This is a genomic window from Acinetobacter sp. 24-47-47 (assembly GCF_057737035.1).
The window spans coordinates 257,920-274,490 of record NZ_CM173216.1; the positions used below are offsets into that span (position 1 = coordinate 257,920).

A 16,571-nucleotide genomic window follows, 5' to 3' on the forward strand; every position below is an offset into this window, starting at 1 on the left:
CCAGCCTTCAGGCTGGTTTTTTTATGAATTAATTTTATGAAAATGCTAAAAGACTATAAGCTTGAAGTAGAGTTCTTTTTGCATTTTCATTTCCAGCATTCGCTGATTGGTTCAGCCATTTTTCAGCAATTTGATAATTTCGATCCAAACCTAGTTCACCATTTAAGTAACTCAGACCTAATTGATATTGTGCTTCAGCATTCCCACGTAATGCATCACGTAGGTATAACCACATTTGATTTCGAGGGTTTAAGGATGTGGATGGCTCGAGATTGGATAAATTAGCCGTTCGAGTACGTTTTAGATCAAAGAATAGTGATTGAAATAGTTTTATTATCATTATGGTTCTCCTTGCTTATCCATGCAAAAATGAGATCTATTTCATTAAATTATGCTCTTTTGAAGGTTTTGTCTACTACTCATATATAAAATTTAAATTTATTTAATTTTAAGTCCTAAAAGCTCAAATGAGCTTTTAGGACTGATGAAAATAAACAATTAATTTTCCCATTCGTGATTACATTCACGACATTTCCATTTCTTTTGAGATTGCATGAAGGCTTGCATCGAAATTTTGAAATCTGGTAAATCTTTCCAGAACATCACACCTGCAATCACTGCAATTAAAAATACGATCACAGTTGCAATTTGAAGTGTCTCGCCAGCACCATTGCTAAAAATCATCAGTACAACGCTAATAATGACCAATAATAGGAGTAAAAATAGAGTGGGTACGAGGATAATTAAGCTTTTAGGAACATTTGGTCGTACAGCAGGTGCATTTGCACTTGCTAAAGGAAGAATTTTACGACTTTGACATTTAGGGCATTGGTACTGCATGAGTGCTCCGTATTTCTTTTGCTTAATTCTATAACATCGAAACTAAAATCAAAAATGTATAGATGAAAAAAAACCACTGATCGAGGTCAGTGGTTTTTTAGAATTTGGCGTCCCTACGGGGATTCGAACCCCGGTTACCGCCGTGAAAGGGCGATGTCCTAGGCCTCTAGACGATAGGGACTTATGAGGCAACACAGTCAATGCTATAAAAGCAATCTAGGTATCAAGCTAAGTGCTCAATCTGTGTGAGCGCTATATTAGGGATATAACACTCATGCGTCAATAAAAAAATTAATTAAGCTTCATCAACTGCGTCATTTTTCGGCAATTTTAAGCTTTCATTCAATTTTTCCCACACTTTAAGCTCTTTTTTACTTGGACCGCCAACGATTTCGAGTGCATGACGCAAGCGAGCAAAAGTCAAGTCAGGACCAATGGTCACCATGGTTTGCATCACTGGCGTTGAAGCAGTAGAACCCGCAATGGCAATAAAGAACGCAGGCATAAAGTCACGTAATTTAATTTCCATTTGTGCAGCTAAATCCATTAGCGTTTGGCTAACAGTGTCATTATTCCAAGTAAATAAGCTTTCTAAGCGCCAAATTGCAAATTGTAGGCTTTGACGAACTTGCTCTTCAGATAACTTTTTACTTTCGAATTGTGCTTTAGACAGTGTAGGGAAGTGATTAAAATAATGTGCTGACCAATTCACAGCTTCAGACAATAGGTTAATACGTGGTTGGATTGCAGCCGCAATTTCTTCTAACTTGGCACGATCTGCCTTCCACGCCAATAAAGTGTCTAAAAGCTCAGCAGGGCTAAGTGCTTTGATCCATTGACCGTTTAACCAATTGAGTTTTTCTACATCGAAAATTGGACCCCCAAGCGATACACGTTGGATGTCAAAATTCTCGATCATCTCAGCCAAATTGAACTTTTCGCGTTCATCTGGCATTGACCAACCCATACGACCCAAATAGTTTAATAATGCTTCTGGTAATACACCGATATCTTTGTAGTAATTGATTGAAGTTGGGTTTTTACGTTTAGATAGTTTTGACTTATCAGGGTTACGTAAAAGTGGCATGTGGCAAAGCACTGGCATTTCCCAACCAAAATATTGATAAAGCAATTGGTGTTTAGGAGCAGATGGAATCCATTCTTCACCACGAATCACGTGAGTGATTTCCATTAAATGGTCATCAACAACGTTTGCTAAGTGGTAAGTTGGTAGGCCATCGGTTTTCAGCAGAATTTGCATATCAACTTGTGCCCATGGGATTTCTACTTCACCACGCAGTAAGTCATTAAATTTACAAATCCCTTCTTCAGGTACTTTCATGCGAATAACATGCGGTTCGCCAGCCGCTAAACGTCTTTCAACTTCTTCTGGCGTATGTTTTAGACCACGACCATCATAACGAGGAGATTCACCACGTGCTTGTTGTTCTGCACGCATTTGATCTAATTCTTCAGCAGTGGCAAAACAATAGAATGCATGACCTTTTTCAACCAGTTCTAACGCATATTTTTTATAAATATCCATACGTTCAGATTGACGATATGGCGCATGAGGGCCACCCACATCTGGACCTTCTGACCAATTTAAACCTAACCAGCGCAATGAATCGAGAATCATTTTTTCTGATTCAGGTGTTGAACGGAGTTGGTCTGTATCTTCAATACGTAAGATAAATTCACCGCCATGCTGTTGAGCAAAGCATAGGTTAAATAATGCGATATAAGCAGTACCTACATGGGGGAAACCTGTAGGAGATGGTGCAATACGAGTACGAACTGTCATAGCCAGAAAAAGTTATCAAATAAAAATTGGTTTTATTATAGCAAAAAGCCCAGTGGCTTAATGATTAATTCATTAAATCGGACTGGGCTAAATTTGGCTCAATTGGGGAGATTGAGAAAAATGGTGCTTAAGATGTGTGCTGAGGAAATAAACTTTGTAAAAAACGCGAAAACTGTTGGTGTTGCGATGCTAGAAAGTTTTGCGTTGGAGCATTCTTAATAGAGGTGATCACTTTAATCTGATCCATCTCTGAAGAAGGTTTGTTCTCAGCACGTTCACGCTTTTGTTGAGTCAATGCGCGTTCGATAGGTGTTAAAGACTTTTCAGCAACACTAGAGTTTTGTAGTGATTTAGCAGGATTTTGTAACGCTGCTGCATGTGTCTGGCTCATACCAAAAACACATAAAGTTAAGCTTAACGCTTGTAAATAGCACAAATTCATTTCAATTTTCCCCTATTTTGAATTTATTGTAAGAGTAATTAGGTTTACATTTTAAACATAAAATTCACAAAAGTACAAATGCATCACACTTTCTTACAATTTGTTATTCAACAATCCTTAAGTTACTCAACCTGTAGCTGAAATAAATTTTGCCTCTTTTTATCAATAAAATATGGAGATTTGGTGAAGATATGATGTTATGCGGTAAATTTTAAAGAGAGTATAAGTGATAAAAATGCAATTTATATGAAGAAAATGTATATAAAATTTAGATATTTACAATGATTTAATTCGTCTATTGAATACATTGTGACTGAAGTAAATAAAAAATATAGTGCAATCATAAATGTAATAAAAAAGAGATTTTAATGAATAAGCACTTTTTCAATAAATTATTGGGCCCAATGAGTATTGGGGCATTGTTGTTCAGTATGACTGCACAGGCGAATACATCATTTTTAAATGTTTCTTATGATCCTACTCGCGAATTTTATCAAGAATATAACCAAAGTTTCGGTGAGTTTTGGAAAAAACGTACTGGTCAAGACGTGCAATTTAAGCAATCTCATGGTGGATCTGGGAAACAAGCACGTGCTGTAGCAACAGGATTACAAGCAGATGTTGTGACCTTGGCACTTGCAAATGATATTGAAGAAATTGTAAAAGCAGGTTATATCAATAAAAATTGGCAAAAAGAATTTCCCAATAATTCAGCACCCTATACATCTACCATTGTTTTTTTAGTAAAAAAGGGCAATCCAAAAAATATCAAAGACTGGAATGATTTAGTCAAACCAGGTGTTGAGATCATTACCCCGAACCCAAAAACAGGTGGTGCGCCACGATGGATTTATTTATCTGCATGGGGCTATGCACTTAAACAGCCTGCCGGAAATGATGCCAAAGCTCGTGAGTTAGTCAAACGATTATACAAAAATGTCAAAGTGTTAGATTCAGGAGCCCGTGGATCACTCACGACTTTTGCTGAACGTGGAATTGGTGATGTTTTACTGTCTTGGGAAAATGAAGCGCTCTTAGCGACGCAAGGTTTGGGGCAAGATAAATTTGAAATTATTTATCCATCCATTTCAATTCTAGCTGAGCCTTCTGTTGCCATCGTAGATAAAACCGTAGATAGAAATGGGAATCGTAATCTCGCAAAAGGATATCTTAACTATCTGTATTCACCTTTGGGGCAGGAATTAGCTGCTAAACATAATTTTCGACCACGTAATGAAAAAATCGCAGCTAAATACAGTACTAAATTTCCAAAGATACAATTATTTACCATCGATAAAGTATTTGGTGGTTGGGCGAAAGCGCAGCAAACGCACTTTGTAAATGGCGCTATTTACGACCAAATTTCAGCAGAAAAATAATCTATTTTTAGAACTTATGTGAATGGATCGCGATATGCTATCCATTTTTAATTATAAGAAATCCATAAAATACTATATATTTGAATATAGACTGTATTTAAGATGATTTATGAATTAATTCATAATCTTGAAAGAAAAATGGTAGCAATATAACGTAAATCACATGTCCAAATTAAATTGATGAATATGATTTTATTTCATATATTTAGATTAATTATGTATATCTAGATTTTTTGACTATGAAAACTCAATTTAAAGCCTTGCTTACAGCGGGCTTACTCGCAACAGGTTTATCGTTCAGCGTATCTTCTCAAGCAGCACAACGTGATTTCCTGAATGTATCTTATGATGCGACTCGTGAATTTTATGATGAGTTTAATCAGTCATTTGGTCAATATTGGCAGTCAAGAACTGGAGTGAAAGTCAACTTTAAACAATCTCATGGTGGCTCAGGTAAACAAGCACGCTCTGTGGTTGATGGCTTGAAAGGCGACGTTGTCACTTTGGCTTTGGCAAATGATATTGAAGAGATCGTGAAATCGGGTCAAATCAATAAAGGATGGCAAAAAGAGTTCCCTTATAACTCTGCACCTTATACATCAACCATTGTTTTTATGGTGCGTAAAGGTAACCCTAAAAAAATTCAGGATTGGCAAGATCTTGTTAAGCCGGGTGTAGAAATCATCACACCAAACCCTAAAACAGGTGGACTACCACGCTGGGTATATTTATCAGCTTGGGGTTATGCACTCAAACAACCAGGTGGTAATGAAGCGAAAGCAAAAGACTTTGTTGGCAAGATGTACCATAACGTCAAAGTGATGGACTCTGCGGCGCGCGCTTCTATGACGACATTTGCTGAGCGTAAAATTGGCGATGTGTTGCTCACTTGGGAAAATGAAGCACTGGTCACTCAAAAAGCCTTGGGCAAAGATCAGTTTGATATTGTTTATCCATCTATTTCTATTTTGACAGAGCCTTCTGTTGCCATCGTTGATCGTACTGTAGATAAAAATGGCAATAAATGGTTGGCAACTGGCTATATCAACTATTTATATTCACCATTAGGTCAGGAGATGGCTGCTAAGCATTTCTATCGTCCGCGTAATGCTGAAGTGTTAGCAAAATACTCAAAACAATTTCCTAAGTTAAAAACATTCACCATTGATGAGGTTTTCGGTGGTTGGGCAAAAGCACAACAAGCACATTTTGTGAATGGTGCGATTTTTGATCAGATTTATAACAGTCGTCGTTAATATACTGAAGTAATTGAAAATTAATAAAAAAGCCTCCAAGTGAGGCTTTTTTATTTGAACATTCCAGTGAATGAAACGGTTTTGCCTATAGAAAGTAAAATTTACCTACAAAAAGTCGTTTGGAGCTTTATTAAAACAAGGTAATAATGTGCAGTTAAATTTTTAGATGTTCTGAAACGTTATTATGTCGCATATTTCTGTATTACTTCATGAAACTGTAGATGCCCTATTGGGTGGGCGTAATACAGGGATTTATGTAGATGGCACCTTTGGTCGAGGAGGTCATACTCGACTTCTCTTGTCCAAATTAGATGAACATTCTCGTGTCTATGCATTTGATAAAGATCCGCAGGCTTTGGCTGTGGCTGCTCAGTTAGAACAAGAAGATCCAAGATTTACCATTATTCATGCAAGTTTTGCAGATATTAAAACAGCCTTAAATCAACGCGGTGTTGAAACTGTCGATGGTGTTATGGCAGATTTAGGTGTGTCATCACCACAACTTGATCAGGCCGAACGTGGTTTCAGCTTTATGAAAGACGGTCCACTGGATATGCGAATGGACAACTCTCAAGGCTTAACTGCAGCGCAATGGTTGGTTGAAGTTGATGAAGAGCATTTAGCGAATATTATTTTTCAGTATGGTGAAGAACGATATAGCCGCCGCATTGCGAAAGCGATTAAAGCAGCAGGTTATATTGAGACTACAGGTCAATTGGCTGAAATTGTAAAAGTTGCCCATCCGAAATGGGAAAAAAATAAGCATGCTGCGACACGTACATTCCAAGCAATTCGAATTGAAATCAATAAAGAATTAGAAGATGTGCATGCTTTTTTACCTGAAGCACTGGATATGCTTCATAATGGAGGTCGATTAGCGGTCATCAGTTTCCATTCCTTAGAAGATCGAATTATTAAACAATTTATTCAAAAAGAGTCGACTTTAGCTGAGGATGATGGTTGGGGCTTACCTCAGAAACCTAAAGAAACTCGTCGTTTGAAAAAAATTGATCGCGTACGTGCAAGTGAAGAAGAAGTGAAACAAAATCCGCGTTCTAGAAGTGCTTGGTTGCGAGTTGCAGAGCGAATAAATTTTAAAGGCGAATAATGAAAAAGGAAAAAGACGTAGAACAACAGGAACTGGTAGCAACGACCTTGGTGCGTAAAAAAATACTGATCTATAGCGTTTTAACCGCTATGGTCATGGTGAGCGCATTTATGGTGGTCTATCAGGTCTATTCTTATCGTCAAGATTTTCGTGAATTCAATACGCATATGCGTGAGCTTGAAGACATTAATGCTGAATGGGGTCGTCTACTTATTGAGCAACAGACATTTGGAGCGACTGCACAGATTGGGACACGTGCAGTGACACAATTACGTATGTATTCACCACCAACATCACAGACTGTGGTGATTTCACTTCCTGCTGAAACCGCGAAAAATCAATAGGCACGCTGAATGGTTGATAAAAGCAAAACAAAACAAACACGTAAAAAACAGCAGCCAATTACACAGAAAAGAACCGTTGCTGTAGATATGTGGCGTTTCTATTTAATGTGGGGCTTAGTCCTGACATTTTTTGTGGTATTGGTTGCACGTGCCTTTTATGTTCAAATTGTGAATAAAGACTTTTTGCAAAATAAAGCTAACGCAAAAATTTTACGTACTGAAAAATTAAGTGCGATGCGAGGGGTTATTAGCGACCGTAATGGCGTTCCCTTGGCAATTAGTACACCAATTATGAAGGTGGTGATTGATCCTCAACATTATTTTGAAACTAAAGCAACTTTTGATGAAATTACTGAAGAGTTAAAAAAGAATCCAACCAGTCGAAAATTAAAAAATCAGTTACCACAGGAAAACCTGAATTTAGATGAGCTAGCAGATGCAGTTGGGCTGGATCGAGCTGACCTCAAAAAGCGTGTTCAAGATCGAGCTCGTTCACGTTATTTAGTATTGAAAAAAGAAGTACCACCTGCTCAAGCGGCTCTGTTAGCACAACGCAATTTTGCTGGCGTATATTCTGAAAAATCATATAAACGTTATTACCCACAACCACAACCCAACTCTCAAATCATTGGTTTAACCAATACCGAGGGAACAGGGATTGAAGGTTTGGAGATGCAGCTGAATAAGCGGCTTGCAGGGGTCAATGGCGAACAGAAAATTGTACGTGATAAGCATGGTAACCGTGTTCAAGTTCCAGAAGTTATTAAAGAAGTTGAAGCTGGGGAAAATATTACACTGAGTATTGACTCTCGACTGCAATACATTATGTATCGAGAGCTTACCGCGGTAGGTGTAGCAAATAATGCACGTTCTGCTACAGCAATTGCGGTCGATGTCAAAACCGGTGAAATTCTAGCGATGACCAGTTGGCCGTCGTATAACCCGAATGATAAAAAAAGTTTATCCAATAAAGATGCAATGCGAAATCGCGGTGCAGTTGACTCGTTTGAACCAGGTTCGACGATGAAACCATTAACGGTGGCGATGGCGCTTGAAAGTGGTAAGTACACTGCAAACTCAGTCGTTAATACCACGCCAGGGTCGATGCGTGTCGGTAATCATACAATTCGTGATACGCATAATTATGGAGCGCTTACTTTAGGTGGCATTATTCAAAAATCCTCCAACGTGGGTGTAGCGAAAATTGCCTTATCTTTGCCTTATCCGACTTTACCAACGTTCTATAAGCGTCTTGGTTTTGGACAGCGTTCGGCTGTCAAATTCCCTGGTGAAAGCCCAGGTCTGATCTTACCGCCAAGTAAATGGAATATTTCAGAAGTTGCAACCATGTCGTATGGATATGGTCTTAATGCCACGGTACTACAATTGGCAGATGCTTATGCCATGCTGGCAAACAAAGGGAAGAAAGTTCCTTTAAGTTTGTACAAGCTGGATGAAGCTCCTCAAGGTGAACAAATGATTGATCCTAAAATTGCGGATCAAGTCTTGTTAATGATGGAGACAGCAACATTACCAGGCGGTACAGCGACTCGTGCTCAAATACCAGGTTATCGCGTTGCAGGTAAAACGGGTACAGCACACAAATTACGTGCTGACCGTAAAGGTTATTCGACCAATGAATATCGAGCTTTATTTGCAGGTGTTGCACCTGTAAGTGATCCACGTTTGGCGATGGTCGTCGTGGTCGAAAATCCAAAAGGCACATATTACGGTGGTACTGTCTCAGCACCTGTTTTCGCAAAAGTAATGCAGGAGTCGCTGAGACTGTTAAACGTACCATTGGATAAACCCTTAGATACTCCAAAATCCATTCCATAGGTGATGAATGTCGATTACATTTCAACAAATCTACGCTGTAGATCATCCAGCAGAATGGATGCAACAAGCATTTAATGGCTTCCAATTAGATAGTCGTAAAGTTGAAGCGGGACAAGTGTTTATTGCTTTGACCAGTCTTTCTCAACCTGAAAAAACTGCAGAATATGCACAGAAGGCACTGGATCTTGGTGCTTTGGCTATTATTTCAGAACAAGATTTAGGTTTAACGCCAAGTTTGATCGTTCCGAATGTGCGTATGCTCATGGGACAATGGCAGAAAGATTATTTGCAACAGACACAGCCAGTAAATCCACTTCGAGTATTGGCTGTCACGGGAACCAATGGTAAAACGACCATTTCAAGGCTTGTTGCAGAGCTATTGGTGTTAAGCAAACACCCATGCGCGGTGATGGGGACGACAGGGAATGGGATTTTACCTCACATTGAAGCATCTACACATACCACGTTAGATGCGTTGCATATGCAAAATCAATTGCATACTTATGCTCAGCAGGGGGCTAAGTTTGCTGCTATTGAAGCCAGCTCCCATGGTCTTGAACAGGGGCGTCTCAATGGAACGCCAATTGAAGTTGCTGCTTACAGTAATTTAAGTCGAGATCATTTGGATTATCACAAGACTTTAGAGGCCTATGCTGAGGCAAAATCACGCTTATTTCAGTTTGAGAGTCTTAAAGTTGCAATTATCAATATCGATGATGCTTACGCAAATATCATGCTCAAAGCGGCGGAGCAAAATCCAGCAAAACCTAAAATTTTAACTTACTCCACTACTCAACCCGCGGATTACCGTGTTGAAGAGATTCAATATAGTTTAGACGGTGTTCATTTTAAATTGGTGACCAAGTCCCAAAGCTATTTAGTGCAGAGTCCGTTATTGGGTCATTTTAATATTGAAAATGTGGTTGCGAGCTTAATCTCTGTTGAACAGGCGGGTTTAGATTTATCTCAGTTAGTCGCTTTAGTTCCTCAGTTAAAAGGCGCGCCAGGGCGTATGCAAGTGTTGCGTGATCGAGATCGTTTGTTTGTCGTGGATTATGCCCACACTCCTGATGCATTAATTCAGGTTCTTCAAACATTAAAACGTCATATTTCACAGCAATTATGGGCTGTGTTTGGGTGTGGTGGTGATCGTGATCGCGGTAAACGACCATTAATGACACAGGCTGCTTTAGATTATGCAGATGTTGTATTGCTCACCTCAGATAATCCACGTACTGAAAACCCAGAACAAATTTTTGCTGACATGAAGGCTGGAATTGAATTTTTGAACAGAGAGGTTCATGAAATTCATGATCGTCGTGAAGCGATTAAGTTTGTAGTGAAAACAGCAAAAGCAGGTGACATTGTTGTGATTGCAGGCAAAGGCCACGAAAATTATCAAGAGATTGATGGTGTCCGTCATTGGTTTGATGATGTGGTAGAAGTCCAAGCAGCCATTAAGGGTCAGCATGCGATTGAGCCAGCATCTTATCCAGCAGACTAAGGAATCATTATGCACACATCTACTACAAGTACTGCGACACTTGTCCCATGGACTTTGTCTGATCTAGTTGCTGCTACTCAAGGGTATTGGTTGAATGATAAAAAACCGACTGGAGAAGTAAAGCGTATTTTGACAGACTCACGTCATGCGGAGTCGGGGGATGCTTTTTTAGCGCTGAAAGGTGAGCGTTTTGATGCGCATGACTTTGTTCAACAAGTGGCTGAAAAAGGCTGTAAGATTGCGATTGTTGAGCGACCTTTAGATATCGATATTTGTCAGTTGGTGGTAATAGATACGAGATTAGCTTTAGGTATGCTTGGTGCATTTCGTCGCGCTCAACATGCGCAATTAAAAGTTATTGCACTAACTGGTAGTAGCGGCAAAACCACCACTAAAGAAATGCTTGGAAGTATTCTTGCTCGCAAAGCACCGACATTGATCACGCGAGGTAATCTCAATAATGATCTGGGTGTGCCTATGATGCTATTAGAGCTTCGACCAGATCATGAATATGCAGTGATGGAGCTTGGAGCAAGTCATCAAGGAGAAATTGACTATACCTCGAAGCTCGTTCAACCTCATGTTGCGGGTATTATTAATATTGGTACGGCTCATCTTGGTGAGTTCGGTGGGCGTGACGGAATTTGTAAAGCTAAATCTGAAATCTATGGTCATGTTTCAGAAACTTCGATCGTGCCAGCAGCTGATGATTATATAGACCAGATCCGTCAAAGTGTAAAAACAACAAAAACCTTAAGTTTTGGAGAAGGTGGCGATGTCTATGCTTCAGATATTCAGCTGAATCCACAGAGTGCTCAATTTAAATTACATACGCCTGTAGGTGTCCAACCCGTGGATTTACCTTTTGCTGGTGAGCATAATGTTCAAAATGCTTTGGCTGCTGCTGCTTTTGCATTGTCATTAAATATCAGCTTGGATGATATTGTCACGGGTTTAGAACAAGCTGTGGGTGCAAAGGGACGTTTGAATTTTATTCAAAAAAATGATTTTTTATTTATCGATGATACATACAATGCCAATCCCACTTCGATGCGTGCAGCGGGTGAAGTGCTTGCACAGCAAGAAGGTATTCGTGTCATGGTGATTGGGGATATTGGTGAGTTAGGTCCGACTGCTGCTCAACAACATTATTTACTCGGGCGAGATTTGGTTTCGATTCGCGGACTCAACTTTGTTGTTGCTGTCGGTGAGTTTGCACCAGCAACACAGGAAGGCGCACGTAGTACTCAGTACGGGAAAAAGTTACAAGCTTTCCTCAATCAAGAGCAAGCTCTACCATTTTTAATTAGTCTAATCGAAACACATCAACCGCAAAAAATGAGTTTCTTATTCAAAGGTTCTCGTTATACCCATATGGAAACGTTGATGGCAGATTTGATGGAGAAACTCTAAATGCTGTTATGGTTATTTGAACAACTTTCCGGCTATCACAGCTCGTTCCAAGTGGTTCGTTATTTAACATTACGTGCGCTGCTCAGTGTCTTGACAGCACTCACGATAGGTCTAGTCCTTGGTCCTGTCATGATCCGTAAGTTACAAGCTTTAAAATATGGCCAAGCGGTAAGTTCTTTCGCTCCGGAAAACCATGCCAAAAAAATGGGAACACCAACCATGGGTGGTCTCCTTATTTTGCTTTCTATTGGGATTTCAACTTTACTTTGGGCAGACCTTTTAAACCCTTATGTTTGGATTGTGCTTGGCGTGATGGTGATATTTGGTGCCGTAGGTTGGGCGGATGACTGGATTAAAATCCGTTATAAAGACAATGCAGGTTTGCCAGCACGTAAGAAGTTTTTTTGGACATCTGTCGCTTCTCTAGGTGCAGGGATATCACTCTACGTAATTGCGACTCAGCAAACTAATCCTGTACACACTGCGAATATGTTGGATTTGCTGATCCCTTTCTTTAAAGATCTTACAATTCCTTTATCGGTAATCCCTTTAGGGATCGGCTTTATTATATTCACTTATTTAGTGATTAATGGTGCGTCGAATGCTGTTAACCTAACTGACGGTTTAGATGGCCTTGCAATAATGCCAATTGTATTGGTTGCGGCGGGCTTAGGAGTGTTTGCTTATTTGGCGGGTGATGTTCGTTTTGCAAATTATTTACATATTCCCTATGTGAAATACTCATCTGAACTCGTTGTTATTTGTGCTGCAATGATAGGTGCAGGTTTAGCATTCCTTTGGTATAACGCGCATCCTGCACAAGTATTTATGGGGGATATTGGTGCCTTGTCGCTTGGAGCGATGCTGGGAACTATTGCGGTGATGGTACGTCAGGAAATTGTATTTGCAATTATGGCGGGTGTATTTGTAGTCGAAGCAGTCTCTGTATTCTTACAAATCGGTTCGCTTCGTATGCGAAATAAACGTGTTTTCCTTATGGCGCCGTTACATCATCACTATGAAAAGAAAGGATGGCGTGAAACACAGGTGGTCATCCGTTTCTGGATTATCACAATTATGCTAGTAGTTTTAGGTCTAATGACCTTAAAATTGCGCTAAGCAAGAATCAAATGAGATCAAGTCGGCTTATGCCGACTTTTTTTCATCGCTAAAATTTTTTGGAGAAAATGATGAATCTGTTGATGTGTCCTGTTTGTCGCGAGGCATTGGCGCTTGAGGGGAAAACATGGCGCTGCAAGAGTAATCATAGTTACGATATTGCAAAGCAAGGTTATGTGAATTTGCATGTCGTACAGCATAAACATAGTAAAAATCCAGGGGATACCCCTGAGTCTGTTCAAGCTAGACGGTCGTTTTTATCAGCGGGATTTTATGCGCCATTACAGCAAGCTGTCGTTGCTAAAATCCGAGAAATACGTATTGAAAATCTTTTAGATATTGGTTGCGGTGAAGGATATTACACCAATGCAATGGAAGCTGAAGCGATACAAGTTGTGGGGGTGGATATTGCTAAAACTGCAGTTCAGGTAGCAGCAAAATTAAATCAAAATGTCACTTGGGTTGTGGGTACGGGGGCTGTGTTGCCTGTTTTAAGCGAGACCATCGATTTATGTACCAGTTTATTTAGTCCTATTCCCGAGGCGGAAATATTACGTGTATTAAAATCATCGGGGTATTTAATGGTTGTTACCCCAGGTCCACAACATTTATATAAAATGCGAGAAGCACTATTTGAAGAAGTTAAGGCACATGAGCCACATAAATTTGTAGCACAGTTGAGCGAGCACTTTGAGTTAATTGATGAAAGCTTAATTCAGGCACCATTGGTGTTGAACCAAAATGACCTAAAGTGTCTTATCGCAATGACGCCATATGCTTATAAGGCCAAACCTGAACGGCGTGAGCAATTAGAGCAAGTTGAAAAATTTGAACTGAGTGCAGAGTTTCAGATCTATATTTTAAAAAAGAAAAGTTAAAAGAAGCCCTCTTTTAGAGGGCTTTATTTTGGTTATTGAACTTGATTAATCAAATTTTCGATTGAATCTCGTTTAACTTGTGGTGTTGAATTCATATCCGGTGGTGTCGACGACGTTGGCGTTAACGGTTGATCGTTATCTGGTAGATCATCAAAATCGCGATCATTCGTTGGTGCTACCACTGGAGCAGGGCGATAAATTGGACGAGCTAAAGGTGGAGTTTTATCTTTTTGCTCATGGTTTAATGTATGTACACGACCACGTTGTTCTCGAGTTAAAGGAGCTTTTGCATTTTTATCTAAACTTACCCAAGCATATGGTGTATTGGCAAGCGACTTCTCCATAAAGTCACTCCAAATTGGAAGAGCAGCGATACCCCCATATTCACGACGACCTAGCGTAGTCGGTTGGTCGAAACCTACCCATGAAACTGCGACTAGATTGCCGTTAAAGCCAGCGAACCAAGCATCTTTTGCATCATTGGTTGTTCCTGTTTTACCTCCTAAATCACCACGACCAATTTTTAAAGCTGCGCGACCAGTACCATGCTGAATTACGTCTCGTAAAATATTCGCCATATCAAATGCTGAACTGGATTTTAAAATTCGATGTGCTTGACGATATTGGCTACGCTCTTCATCGGTTAAAGTGGGTTGCTTATCCTCTAAAGACTGATTGGTAACTTCAATAATTTCGTCGTCTGGTGTTGTTGCTTCAGCAGAGGTTGTATCTTGCTTCTGAGATTTAATACATGAAATACATGCGTATTCAGGATTGGCTTGATAAATCACTTTGCCGTAAGCATCCTCAATACGGCTAATGAAGTGAGGTTGCACGCGGAAACCGCCATTGGCAATTGCGGCATAGCCTGTTGCCATTTGAACAGGGAGTACTTGAGGTGTTCCTAATGCAATCGTGTAGTTACGTGGAATCTGATCATCCTGCAAACCAAAATCCATAAACAATTGGCGAGTACGTTCTAGACCGACTGTTTGTAAAAGGCGAACAGAGACAGTATTACGTGACAAATATAAAGCGCGACGTAATGGAATCATCCCCAAATAGCGCCCATCAGAATTGCGTGGTGACCATTTACCAATGGTAATGGGATTATCACTAACCATGGTATGCGGCGTCATACCTCGTTCAAGTGCAAGCGAGTAGACAAATGGTTTGATAATAGAGCCAGGTTGACGCCAACCTTGCAGTGCACGGTTAAATTTCGATTGATAAAAATTATATCCACCAACGATCGCGACAATTGAGCCATCATTTGGGTTAAGTGCAATTAACTGACCTTGTACACGAGGCACCTGTACCAAGGACCACATACTGCGATTTTGATTTGGACGTAGACGAACAATATCTTTGACTTTTACAATTTGTGAAGCATTGCTAGGTGCACCACCCACACTATTGGCATTGCGATAGCGTCTCGCCCAAGACATGCCAGACCAAGGAACAGTGACTGATGAACCATCTTGTAAAGTTGCTTCAAAAGAATTGCTTAAAACTTTAGTGACTTCAGCAGGGTAGGTGTTTGCAAATGGTACAAAGTCTTTTAAGGGTTTGTCATGGGCTTCTGGGCCACGCCATCCATGACGACGGTCATAACTTTCTAAACCAACACGAACTGCTTCTTCGGCAAAGGCTTGACGATTGTAATCAATAGTGGTGTAAACCTTATATCCTGAATCGATCGCGAGATCGCCAAATTTTTTGACGAGTTCAGAACGAACCATTTCACCGACATAAGGGAATTTATTGTTAATACCGCGATCAGGCATGTCCAAAGCGATAGGCTCTGATACTGCATCTTCATATTCAATTTGACTGATATAACCCAATTGAAGCATACGACCTAAAATCCAATTGCGACGTTCTAACGCACGTTCAGGATTGGCCACAGGATTATACTTAGAGGGTGCTTTAGGTAATCCTGCAATCATTGCCATTTGGGCAATTGAAAGATCGTTTAAATTCTTGTTGTAATAAATTTTTGCTGCTGCAGCTATGCCATAAGCATTTTTACCGAGGAAAATTTTATTGACGTAGAGTGTAAGAATCTCTTCTTTAGATAATTTTTGTTCAATTTTACGTGCTAAGAAAATTTCGGTGAGTTTGCGCTTGAGAGTTCGTTCTGGTGTTAAATAATAGTTTTTAGCCACCTGCATGGTAATTGTAGAACCACCAGTTTGAATGTCAGAACCCTTGATCGATTCACTGACTGCGCGTCCTAAACTTTTAAAACTAATACCGCTATGCTCAAAAAAAGAAGAGTCTTCTGCAGCTAAAAAAGCATGAATAAAATCTTGTGGGATTTGCTCATATTCAACTGGAACAGAAAGTTTGCCACCATATTCTGCGATTAATTGGTTATCTGCTGTATAAACTTGCAGCGGTTTTAATAGTGGAGCCTTCTTAAAAGCAGTCATCTCTGGCAAAGATGGTGCAATATAGAGATACATTCCATAAAAGCCCATTGGAATTGTGACTAAGATAATGATAATCAGCAAAAAAAAAGGGTGAATCTGTCCACAACAAGATAGCTTTTTCATAACAAGTAAGTTTTAATAGGTGCTAAAGGCAAACTAATAGAAGGTCAGTATAGCTTCTCATTTAACAGAATGTTAGTTGAGTTATTA

General features: G+C 39.7%; 14 protein-coding genes and 1 tRNA gene. 9 read left to right on the forward strand and 6 right to left on the reverse strand.

Going from position 1 to position 16,571, the window contains the following annotated elements:
• Window positions 1-34 precede the first annotated feature (34 nt).
• The 5 genes from AC1M9E_RS01165 to AC1M9E_RS01185 form a co-directional block, all read right to left on the reverse strand.
• On the reverse strand, window positions 35-340 hold the full coding sequence (locus AC1M9E_RS01165) for an SEL1-like repeat protein (protein WP_051586493.1): 306 nt from the start codon (window positions 338-340) through the stop codon (window positions 35-37).
• A gap of 158 nt (window positions 341-498) precedes the next feature.
• Window positions 499-840 (reverse strand): zinc-ribbon domain-containing protein, encoded by a 342-nt coding sequence (locus AC1M9E_RS01170; RefSeq protein ID WP_035263946.1) that lies wholly within the window; start codon window positions 838-840, stop codon window positions 499-501.
• Between the two features lie 105 nt (window positions 841-945).
• Window positions 946-1,021 (reverse strand) — tRNA-Glu (locus tag AC1M9E_RS01175).
• A gap of 114 nt (window positions 1,022-1,135) precedes the next feature.
• Window positions 1,136-2,644 carry a glutamate--tRNA ligase gene (gene gltX / locus AC1M9E_RS01180; protein ID WP_481589160.1) on the reverse strand — a complete coding sequence of 503 codons (1,509 nt, stop codon included), beginning with the start codon at window positions 2,642-2,644 and terminating at the stop codon, window positions 1,136-1,138.
• A gap of 127 nt (window positions 2,645-2,771) precedes the next feature.
• Window positions 2,772-3,086, reverse strand: coding sequence for a hypothetical protein (locus AC1M9E_RS01185; RefSeq protein WP_092767291.1), 315 nt, complete (start codon window positions 3,084-3,086; stop codon window positions 2,772-2,774).
• Between the two features lie 404 nt (window positions 3,087-3,490).
• Between AC1M9E_RS01185 and AC1M9E_RS01190 the strand changes: the two genes are divergently transcribed.
• The 9 genes from AC1M9E_RS01190 (at window position 3,491) to AC1M9E_RS01230 (ending at window position 13,926) form a co-directional block, all read left to right on the forward strand.
• The gene (locus tag AC1M9E_RS01190) at window positions 3,491-4,465 is read left to right on the forward strand and encodes a sulfate ABC transporter substrate-binding protein (RefSeq protein WP_488225191.1); all 975 of its coding nucleotides are present in this window, start codon (window positions 3,491-3,493) and stop codon (window positions 4,463-4,465) included.
• A 239-nt stretch (window positions 4,466-4,704) separates the two neighbouring features.
• The gene (locus tag AC1M9E_RS01195; RefSeq protein ID WP_481589159.1) at window positions 4,705-5,721 is read left to right on the forward strand and encodes a sulfate ABC transporter substrate-binding protein; all 1,017 of its coding nucleotides are present in this window, start codon (window positions 4,705-4,707) and stop codon (window positions 5,719-5,721) included.
• Window positions 5,722-5,905: 184 nt separating this feature from the next.
• Window positions 5,906-6,829 (forward strand): 16S rRNA (cytosine(1402)-N(4))-methyltransferase RsmH, encoded by a 924-nt coding sequence (gene rsmH, locus AC1M9E_RS01200; protein ID WP_481591473.1) that lies wholly within the window; start codon window positions 5,906-5,908, stop codon window positions 6,827-6,829.
• On the forward strand, window positions 6,829-7,173 hold the full coding sequence (ftsL, locus tag AC1M9E_RS01205) for a cell division protein FtsL (protein ID WP_092767285.1): 345 nt from the start codon (window positions 6,829-6,831) through the stop codon (window positions 7,171-7,173). The genes rsmH and ftsL overlap by 1 nt, the downstream gene beginning before the upstream one ends.
• 9 nt (window positions 7,174-7,182) lie before the next feature.
• A complete protein-coding gene (gene ftsI / locus AC1M9E_RS01210; protein WP_035263956.1) occupies window positions 7,183-9,012 on the forward strand; it encodes a penicillin-binding protein PBP3 in 1,830 nt (609 codons plus the stop codon).
• A gap of 7 nt (window positions 9,013-9,019) precedes the next feature.
• Complete coding sequence (locus AC1M9E_RS01215; protein WP_488224952.1) at window positions 9,020-10,516, forward strand: UDP-N-acetylmuramoyl-L-alanyl-D-glutamate--2,6-diaminopimelate ligase; 1,497 nt, start codon at window positions 9,020-9,022, stop codon at window positions 10,514-10,516.
• A gap of 9 nt (window positions 10,517-10,525) precedes the next feature.
• A complete protein-coding gene (locus tag AC1M9E_RS01220; protein ID WP_488224953.1) occupies window positions 10,526-11,929 on the forward strand; it encodes a UDP-N-acetylmuramoyl-tripeptide--D-alanyl-D-alanine ligase in 1,404 nt (467 codons plus the stop codon).
• Complete coding sequence (gene mraY, locus AC1M9E_RS01225; protein ID WP_488224954.1) at window positions 11,930-13,048, forward strand: phospho-N-acetylmuramoyl-pentapeptide-transferase; 1,119 nt, start codon at window positions 11,930-11,932, stop codon at window positions 13,046-13,048.
• A 71-nt stretch (window positions 13,049-13,119) separates the two neighbouring features.
• Entirely contained in the window at window positions 13,120-13,926 is an 807-nt protein-coding gene (locus AC1M9E_RS01230; protein ID WP_481607866.1) for a putative RNA methyltransferase, read from the forward strand.
• A 32-nt stretch (window positions 13,927-13,958) separates the two neighbouring features.
• Here AC1M9E_RS01230 and ponA read toward each other — a convergent pair whose 3' ends face one another.
• The gene (gene ponA / locus AC1M9E_RS01235) at window positions 13,959-16,484 is read right to left on the reverse strand and encodes a penicillin-binding protein PBP1a (protein ID WP_488224955.1); all 2,526 of its coding nucleotides are present in this window, start codon (window positions 16,482-16,484) and stop codon (window positions 13,959-13,961) included.
• Window positions 16,485-16,571: the final 87 nt, after the last annotated feature.

Coding starts and splice junctions, on each gene's coding strand:
- ponA (WP_488224955.1), bottom strand. CDS start 16,484: ATGAAAAAGCTATCTTGTTGTGGACAGATTCACCCTTTTTTTTTGCTG.
- mraY (WP_488224954.1), top strand. CDS start 11,930: ATGCTGTTATGGTTATTTGAACAACTTTCCGGCTATCACAGCTCGTTC.
- AC1M9E_RS01215 (WP_488224952.1), top strand. CDS start 9,020: ATGTCGATTACATTTCAACAAATCTACGCTGTAGATCATCCAGCAGAA.
- rsmH (WP_481591473.1), top strand. CDS start 5,906: ATGTCGCATATTTCTGTATTACTTCATGAAACTGTAGATGCCCTATTG.
- AC1M9E_RS01230 (WP_481607866.1), top strand. CDS start 13,120: ATGAATCTGTTGATGTGTCCTGTTTGTCGCGAGGCATTGGCGCTTGAG.
- AC1M9E_RS01165 (WP_051586493.1), bottom strand. CDS start 340: ATGATAATAAAACTATTTCAATCACTATTCTTTGATCTAAAACGTACT.
- AC1M9E_RS01220 (WP_488224953.1), top strand. CDS start 10,526: ATGCACACATCTACTACAAGTACTGCGACACTTGTCCCATGGACTTTG.
- AC1M9E_RS01185 (WP_092767291.1), bottom strand. CDS start 3,086: ATGAATTTGTGCTATTTACAAGCGTTAAGCTTAACTTTATGTGTTTTT.
- AC1M9E_RS01195 (WP_481589159.1), top strand. CDS start 4,705: ATGAAAACTCAATTTAAAGCCTTGCTTACAGCGGGCTTACTCGCAACA.
- ftsI (WP_035263956.1), top strand. CDS start 7,183: ATGGTTGATAAAAGCAAAACAAAACAAACACGTAAAAAACAGCAGCCA.
- ftsL (WP_092767285.1), top strand. CDS start 6,829: ATGAAAAAGGAAAAAGACGTAGAACAACAGGAACTGGTAGCAACGACC.
- AC1M9E_RS01190 (WP_488225191.1), top strand. CDS start 3,491: ATGAGTATTGGGGCATTGTTGTTCAGTATGACTGCACAGGCGAATACA.
- gltX (WP_481589160.1), bottom strand. CDS start 2,644: ATGACAGTTCGTACTCGTATTGCACCATCTCCTACAGGTTTCCCCCAT.
- AC1M9E_RS01170 (WP_035263946.1), bottom strand. CDS start 840: ATGCAGTACCAATGCCCTAAATGTCAAAGTCGTAAAATTCTTCCTTTA.